The 19,411-nt window shown below is 38.6% G+C and carries 20 protein-coding genes; 18 read left to right on the top strand and 2 right to left on the bottom strand.

All coding sequences use genetic code 11. The features are described 5' to 3' along the window. Nucleotide 1: 1 nt before the first annotated feature. The 6 genes from folP (at nucleotide 2) to radC (ending at nucleotide 6,289) form a co-directional block, all read left to right on the top strand. Nucleotides 2-1,075 (top strand): dihydropteroate synthase, encoded by a 1,074-nt coding sequence (folP, locus tag PYW30_RS05450; RefSeq protein WP_042218247.1) that lies wholly within the window; start codon nucleotides 2-4, stop codon nucleotides 1,073-1,075. Continuing rightward, nucleotides 1,075-1,563, top strand: coding sequence for an NUDIX domain-containing protein (locus PYW30_RS05445; RefSeq protein WP_042218245.1), 489 nt, complete (start codon nucleotides 1,075-1,077; stop codon nucleotides 1,561-1,563). Before folP ends, PYW30_RS05445 begins: the two co-directional genes overlap by 1 nt. Nucleotide 1,564: 1 nt before the next feature. Then, nucleotides 1,565-2,851, top strand: a complete 1,287-nt coding sequence (locus tag PYW30_RS05440; protein ID WP_042218243.1) for a bifunctional folylpolyglutamate synthase/dihydrofolate synthase — start codon at nucleotides 1,565-1,567, stop codon at nucleotides 2,849-2,851. A gap of 43 nt (nucleotides 2,852-2,894) precedes the next feature. Continuing rightward, on the top strand, nucleotides 2,895-3,533 hold the full coding sequence (locus PYW30_RS05435) for a deoxynucleoside kinase (protein WP_096822694.1): 639 nt from the start codon (nucleotides 2,895-2,897) through the stop codon (nucleotides 3,531-3,533). A gap of 152 nt (nucleotides 3,534-3,685) precedes the next feature. Beyond that, complete coding sequence (gene glmS, locus PYW30_RS05430; RefSeq protein WP_014024821.1) at nucleotides 3,686-5,503, top strand: glutamine--fructose-6-phosphate transaminase (isomerizing); 1,818 nt, start codon at nucleotides 3,686-3,688, stop codon at nucleotides 5,501-5,503. Nucleotides 5,504-5,605: 102 nt separating this feature from the next. After that, a complete protein-coding gene (radC, locus tag PYW30_RS05425; protein ID WP_042218241.1) occupies nucleotides 5,606-6,289 on the top strand; it encodes a RadC family protein in 684 nt (227 codons plus the stop codon). Nucleotides 6,290-6,344: 55 nt separating this feature from the next. On the opposite strand, the gene PYW30_RS05420 is transcribed toward radC, so the two are convergent. After that, entirely contained in the window at nucleotides 6,345-6,998 is a 654-nt protein-coding gene (locus PYW30_RS05420) for a redox-sensing transcriptional repressor Rex (protein WP_004257122.1), read from the bottom strand. 152 nt (nucleotides 6,999-7,150) lie between these two features. After that, complete coding sequence (locus tag PYW30_RS05415; RefSeq protein ID WP_042218238.1) at nucleotides 7,151-8,044, bottom strand: LysR family transcriptional regulator; 894 nt, start codon at nucleotides 8,042-8,044, stop codon at nucleotides 7,151-7,153. A 163-nt stretch (nucleotides 8,045-8,207) separates the two neighbouring features. Between PYW30_RS05415 and PYW30_RS05410 the strand changes: the two genes are divergently transcribed. The 12 genes from PYW30_RS05410 (at nucleotide 8,208) to rlmD (ending at nucleotide 19,391) form a co-directional block, all read left to right on the top strand. Then, nucleotides 8,208-9,830: a malolactic enzyme gene (locus PYW30_RS05410; protein ID WP_042218235.1), complete on the top strand. Its 1,623-nt coding sequence runs from the start codon at nucleotides 8,208-8,210 to the stop codon at nucleotides 9,828-9,830. A gap of 17 nt (nucleotides 9,831-9,847) precedes the next feature. After that, nucleotides 9,848-11,125 (top strand): 2-hydroxycarboxylate transporter family protein, encoded by a 1,278-nt coding sequence (locus PYW30_RS05405; RefSeq protein WP_017371074.1) that lies wholly within the window; start codon nucleotides 9,848-9,850, stop codon nucleotides 11,123-11,125. A 354-nt stretch (nucleotides 11,126-11,479) separates the two neighbouring features. Beyond that, on the top strand, nucleotides 11,480-12,334 hold the full coding sequence (locus tag PYW30_RS05400; RefSeq protein ID WP_080719670.1) for a helix-turn-helix domain-containing protein: 855 nt from the start codon (nucleotides 11,480-11,482) through the stop codon (nucleotides 12,332-12,334). A 140-nt stretch (nucleotides 12,335-12,474) separates the two neighbouring features. Beyond that, the gene (gene msrB / locus PYW30_RS05395) at nucleotides 12,475-12,918 is read left to right on the top strand and encodes a peptide-methionine (R)-S-oxide reductase MsrB (RefSeq protein WP_019291704.1); all 444 of its coding nucleotides are present in this window, start codon (nucleotides 12,475-12,477) and stop codon (nucleotides 12,916-12,918) included. A gap of 143 nt (nucleotides 12,919-13,061) precedes the next feature. Beyond that, on the top strand, nucleotides 13,062-13,901 hold the full coding sequence (locus PYW30_RS05390; RefSeq protein WP_042218230.1) for an aldo/keto reductase: 840 nt from the start codon (nucleotides 13,062-13,064) through the stop codon (nucleotides 13,899-13,901). A gap of 180 nt (nucleotides 13,902-14,081) precedes the next feature. Then, a complete protein-coding gene (locus tag PYW30_RS05385; RefSeq protein ID WP_169740174.1) occupies nucleotides 14,082-14,249 on the top strand; it encodes a hypothetical protein in 168 nt (55 codons plus the stop codon). Nucleotides 14,250-14,310: 61 nt separating this feature from the next. Further along, nucleotides 14,311-14,985 (top strand): DnaD domain-containing protein, encoded by a 675-nt coding sequence (locus PYW30_RS05380; RefSeq protein WP_042218228.1) that lies wholly within the window; start codon nucleotides 14,311-14,313, stop codon nucleotides 14,983-14,985. A 1-nt stretch (nucleotide 14,986) separates the two neighbouring features. Next, nucleotides 14,987-15,631, top strand: a complete 645-nt coding sequence (gene nth, locus PYW30_RS05375) for an endonuclease III (protein WP_004257144.1) — start codon at nucleotides 14,987-14,989, stop codon at nucleotides 15,629-15,631. Beyond that, complete coding sequence (locus tag PYW30_RS05370; RefSeq protein ID WP_042218225.1) at nucleotides 15,624-16,301, top strand: tRNA (adenine(22)-N(1))-methyltransferase; 678 nt, start codon at nucleotides 15,624-15,626, stop codon at nucleotides 16,299-16,301. Before nth ends, PYW30_RS05370 begins: the two co-directional genes overlap by 8 nt. Continuing rightward, complete coding sequence (locus PYW30_RS05365; RefSeq protein WP_042218222.1) at nucleotides 16,298-17,068, top strand: Nif3-like dinuclear metal center hexameric protein; 771 nt, start codon at nucleotides 16,298-16,300, stop codon at nucleotides 17,066-17,068. Before PYW30_RS05370 ends, PYW30_RS05365 begins: the two co-directional genes overlap by 4 nt. A gap of 163 nt (nucleotides 17,069-17,231) precedes the next feature. Next, nucleotides 17,232-17,996 carry an HAD-IIB family hydrolase gene (locus PYW30_RS05360; RefSeq protein ID WP_042218221.1) on the top strand — a complete coding sequence of 255 codons (765 nt, stop codon included), beginning with the start codon at nucleotides 17,232-17,234 and terminating at the stop codon, nucleotides 17,994-17,996. A 6-nt stretch (nucleotides 17,997-18,002) separates the two neighbouring features. After that, complete coding sequence (rlmD, locus tag PYW30_RS05355; RefSeq protein ID WP_042218218.1) at nucleotides 18,003-19,391, top strand: 23S rRNA (uracil(1939)-C(5))-methyltransferase RlmD; 1,389 nt, start codon at nucleotides 18,003-18,005, stop codon at nucleotides 19,389-19,391. Nucleotides 19,392-19,411 lie beyond the last annotated feature (20 nt).

The following is a 19,411-nucleotide window of genomic DNA, read 5'->3' as shown; positions in this document are numbered from 1 at the left end:
AATGAAAATCATTGAAAAAAATACAGAGTGCTTTTCTCTGAAGCATATCTCTATCTGTTTCACCGAAATGAGCAGTCAAGAACAAGCCAAATTGGACAATCTTCTGTATCGTGTAAGAGCAAAAACGCTCGTAGACAAGCATGATCTGCTGGCTTTTTTGACGATTTATGAATTGGCAGATTTGATTAAGGTTTGGCCTGCTTCTCAGGAAAAATTGGCTTTGGAGCGTATTTTTAAACGCCATCAGATTATTTGGTCAGGACAGAATTTTTCTTTTGATTTGACATTGGATCCGATTGTTTATTCTATTGTCAATGTCACACCTGATTCATTTTACGATGGTGCAGAAGAAAATCTGAATTTGGATTTTATCCTACAGCGAGTGGAACAGGATTTGCAAGAGGGGGCACAGGTCATCGAACTTGGAGGTAAGTCTTCTCGCCCAGGTTATGCAGACATTTCGCCAGAAGAAGAATGGCACCGTCTCGCTCAGCCCTTGCAGAATATTCGTCAAGCATTTCCCGAGGCTGTTATTGCTATAGACACTGATGAAGCCTATGTTATGCAGCGTGTGCTGGATGCAGGTGCAGATATTATTAATGATATTGATGGTTTTGATACATCTGAAAAATTACAGCTGATGCAAGAATACCAACCGGCTTTGGTTGCCATGAATAATGGGCGAGCGGGCATGAATTACGCAGATAACGTTTATCAAGAACTGCCGGCCTATTTTACAGAAAAACAAAAAGAATTAAACCAACTTGATATTGCTAATGCACAAATATGTGTAGACCCAGGCGTTGGTTTTTCAGGTGGAGCAACAGGGATTGACTCTTTACAGCGCGTAAAAACGACCGAACTATTGACGAACCTAGGTTTGCCTGTGATGATTGCAATCTCCCGTAAATCTTTCATGACCAATCTTCTGAATATGGAAGTAGACGAGCGCCTTTTGTCAACATTGATTCTTGAAAATCAAATGATGATGGATGGTGGGCGTGTGCTACGTGTACATGATGTTGCAGCAACACGCCGTTTAATTGAAAATTTTAAAATATACCAAAAATACTAATGTATAATGATTTGATACGTGAACTTTCAGCTTTAGAAAGTTCTAAAAAACAAGAACAGGTAATTGCTCTTTTACGCAGCAAAAAAGGACTTAAGGGAAAACAGAATCCGGATTTGCAACTGTCGGCGTCTGCTGTCGTTTTTAAAGGGGAGAAGATGTATTTTATCGAGCATCCCTATCAAAAAGAACTCTTACTTCCTGCTGGACATGTCGAAGAAGGGGAAAAACCCCATAAGACGGCAGAACGTGAATTCCATGAAGAAACAGGTTTGACAGCTGGTGCACCATGTCTTATAGATGTGAATCTTATTAATATTCCCTATAATGTAGTTAAGGAAGAAAAAGCACATCAGCATATTGATTTTCGTTATCTTCTTAAATTGCGGGATGAGCCGTCTGAACGGGCAGAGCTACCTGTTTTTTTGCTTTCAAAAACAGAGGCACCCGAGGAATTTAAAAAGTATTTTCTAGAAGGGAAACAAGCCTAATATGACTATCGAAACAGCACTAGAATGGATACATTCTCGTCTTAAATTTAATATCCGCCCAGGATTGACACGAATTGAAGCCTTGCTTAAATTGCTCGGGAACCCTGAAAAAGAGTTGTCGATGCTTCACATTGCTGGTACAAATGGCAAAGGCTCAACTGTTGCTTTTACCCGAGGTATTTTGGAGCAGTTGGGCTTGACTGTAGCTACATTTACCAGTCCATTTATTGAGACTTTTGGCGAACGGATGGCGATTAATGGCCATCCTATTCCTGATGAAAAACTTATCAAGTATGTCGAGCAACTTAAACCATTAGTAGAGGAAATGGACAAAGACGAAAGACTGGCGGGGATCACAGAATTTGAAATTATTACCGCTCTGGCGTTTCGCTATTTTGCAGATGAACATGTTGATGTAGCTTTGATTGAAGTAGGTTTAGGGGGACTTTTAGACAGTACTAATGTCATTCAACCTGTAGCAACTGCAATTACAACTATCGGCATGGATCATATGGATATCTTAGGGGATACACTAGAGAAGATAGCTGCCCAAAAGGCTGGAATTATTAAGCCAGACACACCCTTGGTGACAGGGAAAATAGCGGACGAAGCCCTAGCTGTTATTGCGGAAACAGCTCAAACAAATCAAGCGAAACATTATCAATACGGTATTGATTATCAGGTAGAAATCCTTGAAAATGAGCGATTTAATTACAAGGATGATGAAATTCACTTGCTCAACTTAGAAAAATCTTTACTTGGTCTACATCAAATAGACAACGCAGCACTTGCGGTTAAACTTACCATGGTTTACGCACATAAAGTAGGATTATCACTTTCAGAAGAAGCAATCCGAGAGGGTTTAAGAAGAACTTTTTGGCCGGCGCGCATGGAAGAAGTCAGTCAAGCACCTTTAACACTACTTGATGGTGCTCATAATGTACATGCTATGCAACGACTCTTGGAAAACTTTAAAAATGAATTTTCAGGGCGGAAAATTACGATTCTCTTTTCAGCACTGGTCACAAAAGATATTACAGAGATGATTAAAATGTTGCAAACCGTTGATAATTCGAAGCTAATTTTAACAACTTTTGATTATCCGAAAGCTTTAAAATTAGAAGATTTTGCGTATTTAGAAAAAGAAAATGTGACGCTGGCAGAAGATTGGAAGAGCACATATGCATCATTAAAAGAAAATTTACATGAAGACGATGTACTTTTAATGACAGGCTCTTTGTATTTCATGTCTCAAATTAGAGCATACATCTTAGCGTCAGAGCAATAATAAAAAAATAAGGTCCTTGATGGACTTGAGGAGGATGAAAACTGTGATTGTTTTAGCAGGAACAATAGGAGCTGGAAAATCAAGCTTGGCAAAGGCTTTAGGGGAGCATCTTGGAACAGAGGTGTATTACGAAGCCGTAGATAATAATCCGGTTCTTGACTTGTATTATCAAGATCCGACAAAGTATGCGTTCTTATTGCAAATCTATTTTTTGAACAAGCGTTTTGAATCAATCAAAATGGCTTATACTCAAGAGAATAATGTCCTTGATCGCTCAATTTTTGAAGACGAACTTTTCTTAACTCTAAACTATAAAAATGGCAATGTCACTAAAACAGAATTAGAAATCTATCAGAACTTGCTCAGTAATATGCTCGAAGAAATGGAAGGAATGCCTAAAAAGCGTCCTGACTTACTGGTCTATATTGATGTGAGTTTTGAAACAATGCTTTCCCGGATTGCACAACGTGGGCGTAGTTTCGAACAGATTGATGATCAACCTGAATTAAAAGCATATTACCATCAAGTCCATGAAGAATACCCAGCTTGGTATGAAAACTATGATGTGTCCCCTAAAATTCGGATTAATGGAGATGCACTTGACTTCGTAAATAATACAGAAGACCTCGAAAAGGTACTTACAGAAATAGATAAAGCATTATTAAAATTACAATTAAAGTAAATCGGAAGATTTATTTTTTTTACTCGTTGACAAACTATACCAATTAAAGAATTATTATTCTTGACAAATACAAAACATTGTATTATCATGTTCTTATTGACGAAAAATAAAGAAAAAGCTAACTATACCAATTAGCTTATGGAGAAATTAATATGTGTGGTATCGTAGGAGTTGTCGGAAATCGTAATGCAACAGACATTCTAATGCAAGGTCTTGAAAAACTTGAATACCGTGGTTATGATTCAGCAGGAATCTTCGTTGCTGATGGCGCAGGTCAAGTGAATCTTGTGAAATCTGTAGGACGCATTGCAGATTTAGAGGCAAAAACAGGTGATAACGTTACAGGATCAACAGGGATTGGTCATACACGTTGGGCGACCCATGGGAAACCAACCGAAGATAACGCGCATCCTCATACTTCTACTTCAGGACGTTTCGTTTTAGTACACAATGGTGTAATTGAAAACTTCTCAGAAATCAGAGAAGAATATCTTGCTAAGGATACATTTAAAGGTCAAACAGATACAGAGGTGGCTGTTCATCTCATCGCTAAGTTTGCAGAAGAAGAAGGACTCTCTGTACTTGAAGCCTTCAAAAAGGCCCTCTCTATTATTGAAGGTTCTTATGCTTTTGCTCTTATGGATGCTGAAGATGCTGACGTGATCTATGTTGCGAAAAACAAATCGCCTTTACTTATTGGCTTGGGTGATGGCTACAACATGGTATGTTCTGATGCCATGGCAATGATTCGTGAAACATCTGAATTTATGGAAATTCATGATAAAGAACTGGTTATCTTAACTAAAGATAAGGCAGAAGTCATGGATTATGAAGGAAATAAGGTTGAGCGCCAGAGCTACACAGCAGAACTTGACCTTTCTGACATTGGTAAAGGAACATATCCTTACTACATGCTCAAAGAAATTGATGAACAACCAACAGTAATGCGTAAATTGGTCTCAACTTATACCGATCAAGACGGGCAATTAACTGTTGATACGGATATCGTTAAAGCTGTTCAAGCAGCAGATCGTATTTATATTATTGCGGCAGGAACATCGCTTCATGCAGGTTATGCTTCAAAACAAATTCTTGAAGAGCTGACGAATACACCAGTTGAACTTGGCGTGGCTTCTGAGTGGGGCTATGGTATGCCACTATTAAGCAAAAATCCTTTGTTTATCTTCCTTTCACAGTCCGGTGAAACAGCAGATAGCCGTCAGGTATTGGTAAAAGTAAATGCGCTTGGTCATCCAAGTTTAACGGTCACAAATGTTCCTGGCTCTACATTGTCACGTGAAGCAACACACACAATGCTGATTGGTGCAGGGCCTGAAATTTCGGTGGCCTCTACAAAAGCTTACACTGGACAAATTGCAACGCTCGCCTTCTTAGCAAAAGCTGTAGGCGATGCAGACCAAAATCCTAAGTCACTTGCTTTTGACTTGGTTAAGGAAATTTCACTCGTGGCACAATCTATCGAATCTACATTGTCAGAGAAGGAATTGATTTCCGATGTTGTAGCCAAGCTTTTACCAGAAGCACGAAATGCCTTCTATATCGGACGCAAACAAGATTATTTTGTCTCTATGGAAGCCAGTCTAAAATTAAAAGAAATTTCATATATCCAATGTGAAGGCTTTGCTGCTGGTGAACTCAAACACGGAACAATTTCCTTGATTGAAAATGGTACACCTGTTATTGCCCTTATTTCAAATAATGAAGAAGTTGCGGCACACACCCGTGGAAACGTTATGGAAACAGTGGCACGTGGGGCTTCAGCAATTACGATTGTCGAAGAAGCTGTAGCGCGTGAAGATGATGATATCGTTATCAATAACGTTCATCCTTATCTTTCAGCGATATCAATGGTGGTACCCACACAGCTTATCGCTTACTACGCAACTGTCCAACGAGGATTGGATGTTGATAAACCACGTAACCTTGCCAAAGCTGTAACAGTGGAATAAAAACGAAATAAAAAAGTGGGTTATAAAAATCCACTTTTTTTATGTTCTAAAAAAGAGTGATACCTACACTCTTTTTTCGTATAAATGATTAAGGAGAAAGTCGTGTATCACATTAAAGAAGAACAATATCCGATGAGACCCCGAGAAAGATTGAACATTTTTGGATCAGAAAAGCTGAGTGAACAAGAACTTTTAGCCATTTTACTCCGAACAGGCAGTAAAAAAGAAAATGTTATGGAACTTGCTGCACGGGTTTTGACAACCTTTAGCAGTTTAGAAGAGTTTCGTCGGGCTTCTCTAACAGAGCTGAAAGCAATTCCCGGTATTGGGCCTATCAAAGCCTTGGAAATTCGGGCGATGATTGAACTGGGTAAACGAATCCATACGACCCAAAGAAAAAGATACGGACAAGTGATAGGATCTCGCCAATTTGGGTTGAGTTTAGCAGATGAGATGTCTGATTTTGAACAGGAAAATTTAGTCGCAATCTACCTAGACGCACAGCATCGCATTATTCAGAAAAAAACGATTTTTATTGGTGCTGTGAACCATTCCATTGCCAATCCCCGGGAAATTTTACATCATGCAGTAAGAAATTTAGCTGTAGGGATCATCATTGCACATAATCATCCCTCCGGGCTTACCCAACCAAGCCAACAAGATAAGCTGTTCACGCAGAAGATTAAGCAAGCATGTGATGCTTTAGGTATTCAACTTTTAGATCATATCATTACAGGCCAGGCTTCTTATTTGAGCTTTAGAGAAGAAGGTTTATTGGGCGAATAAAAAGTACATAGGAAGTCAACCTTCCTATGTACTTTTTTATTTTTAAGCTCTCAACTTATTTGATGTCCTTATTTGACATAAAGAATAAGAGGGTTTGAAGTTCTTTCGTTAAGTCAATTGACTGAACGACAACATCTTCAGGAACTTGCAAGCGCAAGGGTGAAAAGTTAAGAATACCTTTGATACCTGATTTAACTAGGATATCTGCGACTTCTTGAGCGTTCTCTTTATTGACAGAAATAATTGCTGTTTTGATTTTTGAATCTTTAATATTTTTAGAGAAGTCAGCGATGTCGTAGATAGGAACACCTGTAGAAGTTGTTGTACCAACGAGTGGATTTTCTGGAACATCATAAGCTTGGGTAACGCGCATTTTATTGCGGTTTTGGAATTCATAATTAATAAGGGCGCGTCCAAGGTTACCGACTCCTACGAGTGCGATATGCGTTTCTTGATCTTGTCCGAGTAATTCTCCAAAGAAATCACGTAAAGCGCGTGTTTCATAACCATAGCCTCGACGTCCCAGCTCACCAAAGAGTGAAAAATCGCGACGAATCGTCGCTGCATCCACACCAATTTTTTCCGAAATAAGTTGTGAGTTTGTGCGTGTTACTTGTTCATCAACTAAAAGTTTGAACAAGCGATAATATTGAGGCAAACGTTTTGCCGTTGCCTTGGGTAGTTGTTTATTAACTTGGGAGCCAGCCATGTTATCTCCTTTACATAGTCTTTGTGAATATTTTACCTTTTTTGAGGGGGGCTTGTCAAACAATTCTTTCCGGAATTATGCGGTTGGCGAAAGTTTGTGAAAAAAACGGAGAAAATTTAACAAAGAAAAAAGAGAAAGAATCTCTTTTCACTTCAATCTATTTTTTCATTTAGCTCATCCAGTAAGCGAATCAATTCTTTCAAGTCCGCATTGAGAAGTGTACTTCTTAAATAAGCATATTGAACATGAAAAATTTGCTTATCTTCAGGTATTAGTGGTATCTTTATAAGACTATCCATATCGGCAAAGGGAAGAAAATCGGTCATCAAGGTTATGCCAACATTTGAGTTGACCAGTTGGCCAATAGTATGGATATCCGAAAAATTAAAGAGAACTTTTGCTTTTTTCTTGTATTTTTCATTCAAATTTTGGAAAGCTTCCATATGCACAAAACTTTCATCAAGCAGGATAAAAGGATAATCCAAAGCTTCTTTAAACGAAATTTCTTGACGTGAGGCAAGTGGATTATCTTTAGAGACAAAGATATAAAATTCGCGTTGGTAAAGCAATTTCACAAAAAGGTTGGGGTGCATCAGGGGAGCAATGCTGCCTATAAGGCTAAAATCAATTGAGCCGGAGATAAGTTTGGCCAGAAGTTCCTCCGAGCCACCCGATACTAAATCAAACTTAGATAAAAAGCTAATCGCCTCTTTATCGTTTAAGAGTTGAGCCAGAATTTTTGCTCGAATAATAGGGGGGAAACCAATATGATTTTGATGATTTTTAGAATGCTCGATGGCTCTTTGCGTGAGTGCCAACTCTTCCAAAATACTTTCGATATGAATTTTCAATATTTTCCCTTCATCTGTTAGGACAACTGTTCGGTGAGAAGGATCTTTGTATATTAAATTACAGTTATAATATTGTTCCAATCTCTTTACGGCGTAGGTAATTGTCGGCTGACTTACCCCAAAATGATTAGAAACAGCAGTAAAAGACAACAAGTCCCCTAAGGCATTAAAATACTCGAAATCATGCAAATTCATTAGTTTAAACGCTCCTTTGACCCTTATATTCTATCACAAGTTTATCGATTTGTTATAAATAATATTTATTATAACCCAAAGGTTTGACTATAATTTTTTATAAGTATTAAAATACATCTTGTAAGAATTTCTTATAGGAATAATAAATTTGGAGGACGTACGAATGCGTGCACATGAAATTTTAAACAATCCTTTTTTAAATAAAGGAACAGCATTTACTATGGAAGAACGTAAGGAACTTGGCTTAATTGGTCTTTTGCCACCTTATGTTCAAACACTTGAAGAACAAGCAGAACAAACTTACCAACATTACTTGGAAAAACCATCTGATTTAGAGAAACGCCATTTCTTGATGGAAATATTCAATACAAACCGTACTTTGTTCTACTATTTGTTTAACCAACATATCGTAGAGTTTAACCCTATCGTATATGATCCAGTTATTGCTGAAACAATTGAAAACTACAGCCGTCTATTTGTAGATCCACAATATGCTGCATATCTTGATATTAACCATCCAGAAAATATTCAAGAAACATTGAAAAATGCAGCGGGCGATCGCAATATCCGTTTGATTGTTGTGACAGATGCTGAAGGAATTCTCGGTATCGGTGACTGGGGAACACAAGGTGTTGATATTTCCGTTGGTAAATTAATGGTTTACACTGCAGCAGCCGGTATCGATCCAGCTTCAGTTCTTCCTATCGTTATTGATGCAGGGACTAACCGTAAAGAACTCTTGGAAGATTCAATGTATCTTGGAAATCGTCACGCCCGTGTTTATGGGGACCAATATTACGACTTTGTTGACCAGTTTGTGGAAACTGCTGAAGCAATGTTCCCTAAACTTTACTTGCACTGGGAAGACTTCGGACGTTCAAATGCTGCAAATATCTTGAACAAATACAAAAAAGAAATTCCAACTTTCAACGATGATATCCAAGGAACTGGTATTGTTGTTTTAGGTGGTATCTTCGGTTCACTTGATATCACAGGTGAAAAATTAACAGACCAAGTTTACCTCTGCTACGGTGGTGGCTCTGCTGGTGCAGGGATTGCTGACCGTGTTCATGCGGAGATGGTAAGTGAAGGACTTTCAGAAGAAGAAGCCTACAACCATTTCTTTATGATGGATAAACAAGGGTTGCTCTTTGATGATATGGAAGATTTGACTCCAGCACAAAAACCATTTGCTAAAAAACGTGCAGATTTTGCAAATGCTGGCGATATGACAGACTTAGCCAATGTTATCAAAACAGTTAAAGCTACTATCTTGGTAGGTACTTCAACTGATGCAGGTGCATTTACAAAAGAAGTTGTTGAAGCAATGTGTGCCAACACTGAACGCCCAGTTATTTTCCCAATCTCAAATCCAACTAAAAAATTGGAAGCAACTGCTGAACAAGTGATTACATGGTCTGATGGTAAAGCCTTTGTTGCAACAGGTATTCCTTCAGGAACTGTCTCTTATAAAGGTGTCGACTACCAAATCGGTCAAGCAAATAACGCTTTGATCTATCCTGGTTTGGGACTTGGTATGTTGGCTTCAGAAGCATCACTTCTTACTGATGAAATGATTGGTGCCGCTGCGCACTCATTGAGTGGTCTTGTTGATCCAGGCGCTGCTGGTGCTCCTGTGCTTCCTCCATTTGAATATGTTGCTGATGTTTCAATCAAAGTTGCAGAAGCAGTAGCTAAAAAAGCTCAAGAACAAGGTTTGGCACAAGCTCAAGAAAAAGATATGGTGAAAGCCGTTCGCGAGATGAAATGGTATCCAAAATACTAAGAGGTTAATGGATTAAAATGAAAAAATTAAAAGAAATAAAAATTTCAGGAATAAGTCTTCCTCTCTATGCCTTTTTTATGATTGTGTTGGCAGTGACAATAGGTTTAGGAAAATTACCACTTAACATGGTGGGTATTACTCTCCTATTAGTACTGTTGGGGCACTTGCTTTACTTTATTGGTGAAAAATTACCCATTATGAATTCATATTTGGGTGGTGGATCAGTTTTCACTTTGTTAGGTGCAACTCTCTTATCCTTTTTCCATATCATTCCTGCAAATGTGATTGATGCAGTAGGCAAATTTATGGGCGGTCAGTTTGGTTTTCTTGATTTCTATATTGCAGCCTTGATTTGTGGATCAATCTTGGGAATGAACAGAAGTTTGCTTGTCAAAGCTTCTGCTAAATTTATCCCTGTTGCTTTGGTCACAATGGTCGTTGGGTTCTTCGCTGTTGGTGGTATGGGTGTCTTGCTTGGCAATGGTTTTGCAGACTCTGTCATGTATGTTTCAATGCCAATGATGTCTGGTGGTATGGGAGCCGGAATTACACCTTTATCACAAATCTATGCTGATGGTTTAGCCAATGGTAACCAAACTGCAATTTTCTCTCAACTTGCTCCCGCAGTAACTTTTGGGAATATTATTGCCATCATTGGGGCGCTCTCCATTTCTAAAATCTTTGCAAAATCAAAATACAATGGTCACGGCACCTTAGTTTCTGCGACAAAAGAAGAACTTGCAAAACCTAAAATTGAATTTGATGCCACTAAAATTGGTGTCGGTATGCTGTATGCCTTTACCCTACTCATGGTGGGTGTGATCTTGAATAAATTCTTCCCAAATATCCATGAATACGCCTTTATGATTATCATCGTCTTTGTTCTCAAAGCCTTTGATGCTGTACCAAAAGAGTTGGAAGAATCGGTTGTGATGTTTAACCAAATCATCATGACCAATCTTACACATGCGGTATTGGCAGGTATTGGTTTGGCATTGATTGATTTGACCACACTAGGCTCTGCTTTGACATGGCAATTTATTGTGCTCTGTCTGACAAGTGTTATCGCGATGGGCTTGACAAGCTGGTTCTTGGGACTTGCCTTAGGTATGTACCCTGTCGAAACAGCTATCGGTGCTGGTATGATTAATAACTCTATGGGTGGAACAGGTAATATTGCCGTTCTCTCTGCCTCTGATCGTATGGAAATGATTGCCTTTGCACAAATGGCCAACCGTTTGTGTGGTGCCATTGTCCTCATCATGGGTGGTATACTCATTCGCTTCTTTTACTAATTGATCCTCCAATCAAAGTAATAAAGTAATATAATAACAAAATAATAATGAACTAAAACGAGGTTTAGCAAAACTTCGTTTTTTTATTGCATTTAAAGAGAAAGGGTTACTATTATAATAGTAGAAAACAAAATTCTTTTCGAATAACTTTCAATCATAACAAAAAGACGCCTCCAGTGACAAGAAAAAATCTATACCAAACAGGATATGTTTAGAATTCTAAACATATCCTGTTTGGTATATACTCCTAAGAACAAAAAAGATATAATTTTATCTTGGAAAGTGAGAGCTTGTGAAGTAGATAATGATAAAACTTATCTGTCTTTGGATGCTCGAAAGTGGGTTTAGTGTAAAATGATTTATAGTAAGTATGGAAAAATATTCCGCAACCTAAGGTTACAAAAAAATATGAGTCTATCAGAGTTGAATACACTAAGTGGTGTTTCTAAAGCAACGATTTCACAGTTTGAAAACGGTAAATCTTTAGTATCTTTTGACAAACTTGAAGCGCTTCTAGAAAGTATGAATCTTACTATTTTAGATTATTCCTTGCTTGTAAATAACGGCTTACCTGAATATTTTATTACACAGTTTCAAAATATTGAAAATGCATATTATAATCAAGATGAGGCAGAGCTCCAACATCTGTATGAAAAAAACCTAGAATATGAGAATGAATCTACCTATATGATTGCTTTAAGTGCTAAAGCAACGTACACTCAGCTGTCGGAAAAAGAAATCCAAGAAGTGGAATCTCTTTTATCAGTAGGACCACTTTGGGGGCAGTATGAGTTATATATCCTCATCCACACGTTGGAACAGCTCAATCTAAATTTGATCTGGAATATTATCGAGACATTTTTTAAAAATAAAAATTTTTTTAAATACTTAAAGGCACTTCATGAATACCGTGCATTGCTGATTAATATTTTGATCAAGGCTGAATTAGTATTTATTGAAGCAGAGTGTGATACAAAAGCTGGGATTGTTTTATCACGGTTGAATAGTCTCACTGTGGAATCGGATTTGACAAGTAAGGCGATTGCTCGTGTTTTAAAAGGATGTTATATATACGCTTTCGAAAGTCGAAGTAATGGCGAAAAAATTATAACAGCTTGCCTCGAAGTGATGGATAATGTGGGCGCGATAAAATTAAAAAATGTCATTGTGAGACGCATTACATTGCTAAAAAGTAGGGTTCAAAAATGAAGAAACACCACTTAGATAAGTGGTATTCCTTATGCTAATATAACAAGAAAGCTTAAGGAGAAATTACAGACAGAACCAACTACTTTTTATGGGGAGAGTGCTATAATAAAGGGAGAAAAACAGATAAGGTGGTGTTTATCATGGAAAAACCTTCAAAAGAAGAACTCAAGCAAAGATTGTCTGACATAGAATATGCAGTGACGCAAGAAAATGCAACGGAACGTCCTTTTTCAGGAAAATACGATGATTTCTATCAAGAGGGAATTTACGTTGATATTGTCAGCGGGGAACCGCTCTTTAGCTCAACGGATAAATATGATGCTGGATGTGGTTGGCCGTCATTTACTCACCCCATAGAAAAACGTGGTGTCAAAGAAAAAGCTGATTTCTCATTAGGCATGCATCGTGTGGAAGTAAGAAGTAAGGAGGCTGATTCTCACTTAGGACATGTGTTCAATGATGGACCACAAGATCAAGGAGGATTGCGTTATTGTATAAATGCTGCGGCTTTAAGATTTATTCCGGTTGAAAAATTAGAAGAAGAGGGCTACGGCGAATACAAAGCCTTGTTTGGCAAAGGATAATTTGGGAAAGAAAACCTAAAAAGTTTATCGCCCAAAATTAATAAACAGGTATTTTTTCTTCAACTCTGTCCTATGTTAGAATGAAAATATAGAGAATATGTGTTTATTTTCTGTGGAAATTCAACTATAAGGAGGATTTACGAATGAAAACACCTTTAATAACGATGAATGATGGCCATTTGATACCAAGTGTGGGTCTAGGAACCTATCAGATCCGTGGCGGAGAAGGTCTGGATCAGGTTTTGACCGCTATCCAGAGTGGTTACCGTCTTTTGGATACATCAACCAACTATGACAGTGAGGGGATAGTCGGTGAAGCCATTCGTCGCTCAGGTCTTCCGCGTTCAGAATTTTTCGTGACGACGAAGTTACCGGGAAAATATCATCATTATGAAGATGCTTTGGGCATGATTCAAGAATCGCTCTATCGTATGGGCTTGGAGTATTTTGATTTATATCTGATTCACTGGCCCCTGCCAAAACGTGGACTATATGTGGAAGCTTGGAAGGCTTTAATTCAAGCTCAAAAAATGGGCTTAATACGCTCCATTGGTGTTTCCAACTTCGAACCCGAGCATTTAGACAAAATTATTACTGAAACAGGCGTTACTCCAGCCGTCAATCAAATTGAAATTCACCCTTATTGGGTGCAAGAGCGTATGGTAAAAGCAAATGCTGAGCGCGGCATCATTACGGAAGCATGGAGTCCATTAGGGCGAAGAAACGATGCCCTTGAAGAGCCTATTATCACAAGTCTTGCTGAAAAGTATGGGAAGACAGCTGGTCAAATTGTGCTACGTTGGCATGTAGATCGTGGCATTGTTCCTATTCCAAAATCTAGAAATCTGATCCATCAACGAAAAAATCTAGCAATTTTTGATTTTGAATTAACTGAAGATGAGGTAGCGCAGATTAATACTCTGGAAAAACCAGACGGACGTATTGATGGTCAAGATCCGAATGAATATGAAGAATTTGATTAAAATTGGCAACCAATAAAAAAGGAAACTCTTAGTAATGAGAGTTTCCTTTTTATTCCATATCATATTTTGTAAATGGACTAAACATCAATAAATCGGTCTCAAGATGTAGGATCCTATAGCATCACTTATGCTAAAATAACATGAATCATTATTAAAAATAAAGAATTATAAGAGGGATTTATGAAAAACCTAGGAGCTATCGCTGTATTAATTGCACTTGAAATTGTGGTTATTGCACTTCTAAAAATATTAGGAATCGTTGATTCTCATGGTACACTTGCAGTAATTATCGTTATTATTTTTGCATTTGTTGAGCGTCTTGTCTATGTCAAAAAATTTAAAAATTAAATATGTATCTCAATGATGATGTATCTGTGGTTGATTGAAGCATTTATGATAAAATAGAACTATGACCTACTATGAAAATTACATGACTGGACACATTGTACTTCCTCATGCTATGCTGGAGCATTTTGCTCAAGTGTTTCCTTCAGCAGAGGATTTTTTGGTTTGGCTTTATTTATATGAAAATCGTGATATAGCGCCAAGTGAAATTGCAACTAAAATAGGAAAAAAACTTGCCGATGTGAACCGCAGTATTGACAATCTTCAAGAGTTCGGCTCTTTAAAGGTTACTTTACTCGGAATTGCTGGAGATATGGAAACCATCTTTGATGTCACACCAGCTTTAAAAAAATTAGACCAATTAGATGGTTTAACTAAAGAAGAGCATGCAGAAACAACTGCACCAACACAACAAAGTAAGAGCCAGCTGCAAGAATTGGTCCATATTTTCGAAGCAGAAATGGGCATGATTACTCCGATGCAAAGCGAAGAGCTTCGTATTCTCTTGTTTGAAGATAAGTACGATTTTGAGCTCATTAAACTTGCCCTACGTGAAGCAGTGGTGAACCGCAAGGTTTCGCTCAACTACATCAAAGCCATTTTACGCAATTGGCGCAATGATGGCTTGATGAGTACCCAAGCTGTGGAACAGCGCAAGGAAGAGCGTACTGAAGCCACGCAAAACCATAAAAATACTGATTTTTATATCCCGATGGATGGGCCCTGGAACGGAAAATAATATGCTGAGTAAGAAACGATTTTTAGAAGCTTTAGATATCATTGTTGCTATGTTTCCCGAAGCGCATGGTGAACTAGAATGGGAAACGCCTTTTCAACTTTTAATTGCCACCATTTTATCTGCACAAGCTACAGATAAGGGCGTTAACAAGGCGACACCAGGACTTTTTGCTAAATACCCTGATCCAGAAAGCTTGGCACAGGCAGATATCGCAGATGTCGAACAATGTATCCGAACGATTGGACTTTACAAAACAAAAGCGAAAAATATTGTCAAAACTTCGCAAATGTTGGTAGAAAATTTTAACAGTGAACTGCCCAGAGATAAAAAGTTATTACAAACCTTGCCGGGTGTAGGACGGAAAACGGCCAATGTTGTTCTGGGAGAAACCTATGGTATTCCTGGAATAGCCGTTGATACGCATGTTGAACGTATTTCAAAACGCTTGGATATTGTGCCACAAAAAGCCTCCGTCTTGGAGGTGGAAGAGAAGTTGATGAAGCTGATTCCTGAAGAACGTTGGGTGGAGAGTCATCACCATCTCATCTTTTTTGGCCGTTATCATTGTACAGCACGTGCTCCAAAGTGTGAGGAATGTCCTGTGCTTGAATACTGTAAATTTGGAAAGAAAAACTTAAATGAATGAAATAAAACTCTCGAAACGCCTACAAGCTGTTGCAGATCTCGTGAAGCCCAATAGCCGTCTGCTGGACGTGGGCAGCGACCATGCTTATTTGCCTGCCTATTTGGTTCAGCAAGAAAAGATTGACTTTGCAATCGCAGGCGAAGTGGTTAAAGGCCCTTATCAAATCGCTCAAAATCACGTGGCTGAGCAGAACTTGCAAGAGAAGATTGAAGTCAGATTAGCCAATGGTCTGGCTGCCTTTGAAGAAAGTGATGCTATTACAAGTATCGTGATTGCCGGTATGGGGGGGATTTTAATCTCCGAAATCCTCGAAGCTGGAAAAGATAAATTGAGCCAAGTGGAGCAACTCGTTTTACAACCCAATAATCATGAAGAGAGCCTTCGCTCTTGGCTTATGGCACATAATTTTGTAATTACTTCTGAAAAGATACTTCTTGAAGCAGGAAAAATCTACGAAATTATTGTGGCAGAACACGGTACAGCCGAGCTGAATGAAACAGAACTTGAATTTGGACCGTATTTGTCACAAGAAAAATCAGAAGTCTTCCGTCAAAAGTGGCATAAAGAGCTCAATACTTTAAATAAAATACTTGAGCGACTTCCTGAAAATCATGAAAAACGCGCAACAGTTCAAGCAGAAAAAGAAAAAATAGAAGGAGTCCTCCAATGAAAATCAGAGAGTTCATGGCCTTGTATGAAGAATTTTGTCCCAAAGATTTAGCGGTTGAAGGTGACCCTGTTGGCTTACAGATAGGCTCGCTCGATGCTCCAGTAAAAAAGGTCTTGGTGACACTAGATATTCGTGAACAAACGGTTTTAGAGGCCATTGAAAAGGATGTGGATTTGATTTTAGCAAAACATCCGGTTATTTTTCGACCTCTAGCCAACTTGACAGATGCGGACAGTCAGGAAAAAATCGTCCTTGATTTGATAAAAGCAGGCATTGCAGTTTATACAAGTCATACCAATATTGATGTTGTGGATGGTGGCCTTAACGATTGGTTCTGTGATCTTTTAGACATTAAAGATACGGAAATCTTATCAGCGGAAGGTTTAGGTCGTGTCGGAAATATCACACCGATGAGCTTGGCAGACTTTTCAGAAAAAATGAAACAAACTTTTGCTTTAGATCATCTGCGTTTGGTGACTTATGATCGCTCTTTGAGCCAGACTATTCAACGTGTGGCTATCTGTGGGGGCAGCGGTGGAAAATTCTGGCCAGAAGCTCAAGCCAAAGGAGCAGATCTCTATATTACGGGTGATATATATTATCACGTTGGTCATGACCAGCTTTCGCAGGGGCTTATTGGACTGGATCCTGGTCATTACTTGGAACATCTCTTTATCCCTAAAGTTGCTGAAAAACTAGCCAGCTTTGCTACAGATGTTGAAATCATTGAAAGCAAAGAAAATACCAATCCCTTCTTTGATATTTAAATTCAAAACTTTATGATACTTTACATGTCATGAAGTTTTTTGATTTTATAAACACAAATACCGAACCATTTTCCAAATAAAAGTTGCATCTGGTTTCGCATAGCTCTCAATAAAGCTCAAGTCTGTTAAAATAAGTTGAGAGAGACAATGATGGAGAAACAGAATGAATTTTAAGAAAGAAAGTTATGATGCACTCGTATTTGATTTGGACGGGACAATTGTTTTTAATGGTTACGAAATTGAAGCAAATATCCTTGAAAAATTACGTCAACTGAATGAAAAGGTCAAAATAATTTTTGCTTCAGCTCGTCCTGTACGCGATATGCTGCCGCTTTTAGAAGACTTCCCAGACAATGATTTAATTGGCGGAAATGGCAGTATTGTACGTATGAAGCAGGACATTTTCCCCACACAAACCATCACACCCAATAGTGTAGAAAAAATTGTAACTTTTATACAGTTGCGAGGGCTAGAGTATGTCATAGATTATGATTGGAATTACAGTGCAAAAGTTTCTGCTCAAACAAACATACTTAATAAATTGGATACCGCTCACAAAGCTCAAAACGTCGACTTGGGTTATGAAGATGTGATTAAAATCATCATATTTGGTGTTACACCAAAGTTCTATCAGGAATTTAATACAGATGAAGAACTGGCTGTTTTATACCATTCTGATGTGCAGGAATTGGTGATCACGGCTAGAAACATCAATAAATATCAGGTATTGTCGGAAGTCATGGGACAGACTAACTATATCGGCTTTGGTAATGATAAAAATGATGTAAAACTACTCCAACATGCCAAGCTTGCAATTTCTGTAGGTGATAACACAGAAGTCCTTCAGGTGAGCCACGAGCATCTACCTGCAGAGAGTGAAAAAATTGCTGCTTTTTTGGATAAGTTGATTCTTGACAGTAGAGGATGAAAGACATTGGACTTTATCAAGCGGGTATGCTATCATAAAAGCATGAAAAAATTCCAGAAAAATGAAGTGATTCAAGGAACAGTCCTTGACTTAACACATGAAGGGCAAGGAGTTATCAAAGCAGATAACTTCCCTTTTTTTGTTGAAAATGCCTTACCCGGTGAAGAGATAAAAATGAAAGTCCTAAAAGTCGGAAAGAATTTCGGCTTCGGTAAGGTTGAAGAATGGCTCAGCCAATCACCAGATCGTGTACAAGATGTCAATATGACCTATCTTCGTACAGGGATAGCTGACTTTGGGCACATGACCTATCCAGCCCAGCTTCACTTTAAACACAAACAAGTTGTTGATGTACTGCGTAAAAACGCACACAAGCCAGACTTTCCGGTTCTTGACACTTTAGGTGCGGAGCAAGAAAGCCAATACCGCAATAAAGCACAGGTCCCTGTCCGTAGCGTCAATGGTAAAATAGAGACGGGTTTTTTCCGAAAAAACTCACACGATTTAGTGCCAATCCGTGATTTTTATATCCAAAATCCAGAAATTGATGAGTTGGTTAATCAGGTGCGGGAGAGTTTAATCAAGCTCAATATTCCGCCTTATGATGAGCAAACAAAACGAGGCATTGTACGCAATATCGTGATTCGTCGTGGTCATCACAGCGGCCAAATGATGCTGATTTTGGTTGTGACTAAAGAGAAATTCGCGGGGCTTTCAGAACTTGTGGCTGAATACAGCAATAAAGTGGACTCTTTCCAGCTCAGTATTAATACCTCAACAGGGAATGCGATCTTTGGCTCTAAGTTCAAACTGCTCTCAGGTGAAGATTATATTACGGACAGCATGTTAGGTAAAGACTTCCAAATCTCGGCCCGTGCTTTCTATCAAGTCAACACAGCACAGGCAGAAAAACTCTATCAGTTGGCTTATGATTTTGCAGATTTGAAAGCCGAAGATGTTGTGATTGATGCTTATTCCGGTATCGGTACAATCGGCCTTGGAATGGCAGATAAGGTTGCACAAGTTTACGGTATGGAAATCATACCAGAAGCAGTTGAAAACGCGAAGACAAATGCAGCGCTGAATGGTATTACAAATGCGCAGTACGAAGTAGGACCGGCAGAAGAAGTAATGCCACAATGGTTACAAGACGGTATCCAACCTGATGTTATCTTCGTTGATCCACCACGCAAGGGTCTAGACGAAAGCTTTATCAAAGCCGCCACAGCAACCCAAGCACGTGCCGTGGTCTATATCTCATGCAATCCAGCAACATTTGCGCGTGATGTCGTCCGCTTTGAAGAAGAAGGCTATCTTTTGGAAAAAGTACAACCTGTTGATCTTTTCCCACAGACGAAGCATGTGGAGTGTGTGGGATTGTTGGTGAAAAAATAAGACTCAATTCCAAAAAGGAC

This window comes from Lactococcus garvieae subsp. garvieae (genome assembly GCF_029024465.1).
GTDB classification, from domain to species: Bacteria; Bacillota; Bacilli; order Lactobacillales; family Streptococcaceae; genus Lactococcus; species Lactococcus garvieae.
Note: the sequence above shows the minus strand (reverse complement) of the source record. Positions and strands in the feature narration are given on the sequence as shown.